Genomic DNA, 4,021 nt, shown 5'->3' on the forward strand with positions numbered 1-4,021 from the left:
GCCGGACATCTCTCCACCCGTGGGGGAGATGTCCGGCAGGACAGAGGGGGGCGCGAAGGAACTCGACGGCGGGTGCTGGGTTCTTTCGCTCCGCTCACCCGATGCCACCCGTGACCGCATAAGCGCCAGCCGTGCGCCCGTCCCCCAAGCGCACCACCGCCGTCACGATCGAGCCATACGGGCCGCGCCAGGCGCTGTGGAACCGCCGATGCTCGGCGGCCGGGACAAACGCACGCCCGCTAAAGCGTGCCCCGCTCCGCTGCAGGGCGGCCGCCTCGCCGTTGATGTGCACTTTGACGCTGGCCGCCTCGGCGGCTTCACCCGGCAAGTCAAGGGTGATGACGATCTCGTCCTGATCGCCGGAAGGCCGCGTCTCCGCTGCGAGCGTGATGGTGAGCGGAGACGCCTTGGTGTCGGCGGCTTGGCCGGGGCGGTCCACAAACACATCGTCGGGCAGCTCGGGCGTGCGCGGCGGGCGGCTGCGGCGTTGCGTGGAGCGTTCGAAATCGCCGGCCATGCGCAGCAGTCTTTCATCGTCATAGGCCTTGCCAGCAAAAGTGAGGCCGACCGGCATTCCGATATCGGCCATGGTTCCCATCGGCACGGTGACGGTCGGGATGCCGAAATGGCGCCAGACCAGATTGCCGTTGGCGACCCAGGTGCCGTTGCGCCAGGCAAGGGTGGCGGATGCCTCGTTGACGTCGGCGTCGGACGGCCCGACATCGGCGGCGGCGGGCAGCACCACCGCCGCGATGTCCAGCGCATCCAGCCAGTCCTCGAAATCGATCCGTCTCGTCGCCTCCAGCCCCTTCAGGCCATCCTCGAGTGTCGGAATGTCTGCAAAAGGCGTGACGCCGGATTTCGCGCGCTCGACATACTCGGCCAGATCGAAGCCTCCTTCATAGCGGTCGGGCAGCGTGCCTGGCGGCCGCGGGAAGATTTTCGGGCCATCGACCGAGGCGAGATCGGGCAGCGCCGGGTCGGCATTGGCGCGTAAAAAGTCGTCCCAGCCCCAGATGCAGAGATCCCAGAGTTCGCGCTCGGCGAAATCCGGCGGCACCAATCCGCGCTCGACCATGCCGCGCGCGCCGGGGCGGTCGCGCTCGTAGTTGGAGACGACAGGGAAATCGACCTCGATCACCTCGGCGCCAAGCCGACTGAGATCGACGGCGGCCTGCTTCCACAGGGCCAGCACGGACTCGCGGGTTTCGATCGGCTTGTCCGCTTCGCTGTCGCGGCCGATATACATTTTGGGCACTCCAAGCCGCATGCCTTTCAGAGATCCGGCTAGCGGAAGATCGCTATAGCGTGGCGGCCGCACCTCGGAGCTTTTCGGCAGGGTGACCCAAGGCTGCGCACGCCAGAAATCGCCTCGCGTCTCAGGGTCGTCGGCGACGATCACGTCGAGCAGTTCGAGCATGTCGGGGACGCTGCGCGTATGCGGCACCACGACATCCATGGTCGGCACAAGCGGCCAGTTGCCGCGCACCGAAATGACGCCGCGCGACGGCGTGTAGGCGACCAGCGCGTTGTTGGTGGCGGGCGCCCGGCCGGACGACCAGGTTTCCTCGCCCAACCCGAAGGAGCAGAAGCTGGCCGCTGTCGCCGTGCCTGATCCGTTGGACGAGCCCGACGCGAAGGCGGCGGTCAGGTAATCGGAATTGTAGGGGCTCTCGGCGCGGCCATAGACGCCGCGCTGCATGCCGCCATTGGCCATTGGCGGCATATTGGTCAGGCCGATCAGCACGGCGCCGCCGGCGCGCAGCTTGGCAATGGTGAAGGCGTCCTCATTGGCAATGAGATGTTCGAAGGCCGGCGAGCCGGCGGCGACCGTCAGGCCCGACACCTTGTAGCTGTCCTTGGCGGTGTAGGGGATGCCGTCGAGCGGCCCGAGCACAACGCCGTCGCGGCGCCGCCAGTCGGAGGCGGTCGCTTCAATGAACATGTCAGGATTGAGCACCGGGACGGCGTTGAGGGCTATGCCGTGCCGGTCGAAATGCGCAATGCGCCTGAGATACGCCCCGACCAGCTCGACGCTGGTGACGGTGCCGTCATCGAGCGCGCGGCGCAATTGGTCGATCGTCGCTTCGACGAGATGAAGGCCGGCATCGGTCATCACGGGTCCCACATTTCCACGCACCATGGATGAGTGAGGTGGCCAGCTTCGGCAAGAGCCTATCGCGGTCCTCGTTGGAACTTTTGTCCGGCTGGCGATTTTGGATGTATGGTGCGATTCCGGACGGCCAGGAGGGTGTTGCCGATGACCTCGAAATGCGTTGCGATCCTAGCTCTCGCTGTGGCAATGGGCTCAAGCCTCTGCGTCCCGGCCTTCGCTGGCGACCGGCATCACGACCGCCGGGTCCAATCCGAACGCTACGTTCCCGCCGAAGGCGATCTCATCGACATCCTGTTCGGCGGTCCGCGTTACTACGACCAGCAACTGGTAACGACGGCGGCCGGCGCGTGCTCCTACCATCGCGTCGGACCGGACGCGAATGCGTTGAACAAAATCAACGATCATCATTGCGGGAAGTAGGGCAGTAGGCAGTAGGCAGTAGGCAGTAGGCAGTAGGCAGTAGGCAGTAGGCTACGCTTCAACGCTGGCCGCTTTCCCTTCATCCGCTCGATGATCTCGGCCATCAGCGCCAGGTGGCGGCTGAGTCGGTCAGTGGCTTTCGCCACGGCATGCCCCTTTACGCCAGCGATTCCGCATGTCTTAGGCATGTCTTATAAGAAATTGAGACGCACCAAGATTTAAATTGATGCTCAGAGATTTTGGCCAGCTTTCGCGTTGCATCCAATCCGCTTGAGGATGTCCTTTACGTGCCCACGTGTGGCTGGATCAGCGTCCGTGCCGCGTCTTTGCCTGCCGCGAGGATGCGATCGGATAATTCGGTCTCTTTCACGGCGCGGGCCATTTGAAGCGCACCGATGAGCGTCGCAAAAACAGCAAGCGCCACGCCTTCCGGGTCCTTGGCCCGCGGAAATGCCTCGGCCAATTGGCGCACCAAAGCCAGCAAGTGGTCGGTATAGGCGTCGCGCGTTTCAGGTGGCTGACGCGCGAGTTCCGGCAGCAGCGCGGCTGACGCACAGCCTTTTCCCGGATTGTCCCGATGCTCGGCCGACAGATATGCCTCTATGGCCATCGACGGGCCACCCGAGGCCAATGCTTCCGCCAGCTGCTGCGCCTGAAGCTCCATGGCTGCCGCCACGCTTTCGCGCACAAGCTCCGCCTTGGATTGGAAGTGGGGGTAGAAGGCGCCGTTCGTCAGCCCGGCGTCGCTCATGATGGTTGCCAGTCCGGACGCGGCTATGCCGTCGCCGCGAAAGCGGTCGGCGGCTACCTCCATGATCCGGCTGCGTGACGCGTCTTTCCGGCCCTTTTCGTAGCGCATGGCTGCTATTCCTCCTTGCTATTGCATTATAGCCATAATCTGATAGTATGACTGTAATTCAACGGGCACAAAAAAGCTAGCCCCCATGAGTTTGGAGCACGAAATGAATATGAATTCGGGAAAAACCGCGATCGTTACCGGAGCCTCCTCAGGCATTGGCCGCGCCAGTGCCGAGGCGCTAGTGCGGGCAGGGTTCACTGTCTTCGGAACGAGCCGCCGCAAGGCCAACGGCCCGGACGGGGTGACCATGCTGATTTGCGACGTGACCGACGGTGAGGCCGTCGCCGCACTTGTCTCAACGGTGCTCGCGCAGACCGGCCGGATCGACCTGCTGGTCAACAATGCCGGCGTCGGTCTGCTTGGAGGCGCCGAGGAATCCTCGGTGGCACAGGTGCAGGCCCTGTTCGACGTCAATCTGTTCGGTGTCATCCGCATGACCAATGCGGTGTTGCCGTCGATGCGGCGGCGCGGCGAAGGACGCATCGTCAATATCGGCTCGGTATTGGGACTCGTGCCGGCGCCGTATTCAGCGCATTATTCGGCGGTCAAGCACGCGCTCGAGGGCTATTCGGAATCGCTCGATCACGAGGTTCGTGCCTTCAATATCCGCGTCTCGGTCATCGAGC

The 4,021-nt window shown here is 64.0% G+C and carries 4 protein-coding genes; 2 read left to right on the top strand and 2 right to left on the bottom strand.

Annotated elements, in window-relative coordinates; translation table 11 throughout:
* Positions 1–94: 94 nt before the first annotated feature.
* On the bottom strand, positions 95–2,116 hold the full coding sequence (locus tag NKH02_RS34095; RefSeq protein ID WP_352884223.1) for an amidase: 2,022 nt from the start codon (positions 2,114–2,116) through the stop codon (positions 95–97).
* 144 nt (positions 2,117–2,260) lie between these two features.
* Between NKH02_RS34095 and NKH02_RS34100 the strand changes: the two genes are divergently transcribed.
* Positions 2,261–2,536, top strand: coding sequence for a hypothetical protein (locus tag NKH02_RS34100; RefSeq protein ID WP_352870492.1), 276 nt, complete (start codon positions 2,261–2,263; stop codon positions 2,534–2,536).
* Between the two features lie 283 nt (positions 2,537–2,819).
* Here the strand turns inward: NKH02_RS34100 and NKH02_RS34105 are convergent, their stop codons facing one another.
* The gene (locus NKH02_RS34105; RefSeq protein WP_352884224.1) at positions 2,820–3,395 is read right to left on the bottom strand and encodes a TetR/AcrR family transcriptional regulator; all 576 of its coding nucleotides are present in this window, start codon (positions 3,393–3,395) and stop codon (positions 2,820–2,822) included.
* A 103-nt stretch (positions 3,396–3,498) separates the two neighbouring features.
* Here NKH02_RS34105 and NKH02_RS34110 point away from each other — a divergent pair.
* Positions 3,499–4,021, top strand: a 523-nt coding sequence (locus NKH02_RS34110) for an SDR family NAD(P)-dependent oxidoreductase (RefSeq protein ID WP_352884225.1), incomplete at its 3' end; no start/stop codon positions are given.

Origin of the sequence: Mesorhizobium sp. M1396 (assembly GCF_040317725.1) — a bacterium.
Taxonomy (GTDB): Bacteria; Pseudomonadota; Alphaproteobacteria; order Rhizobiales; family Rhizobiaceae; genus Mesorhizobium.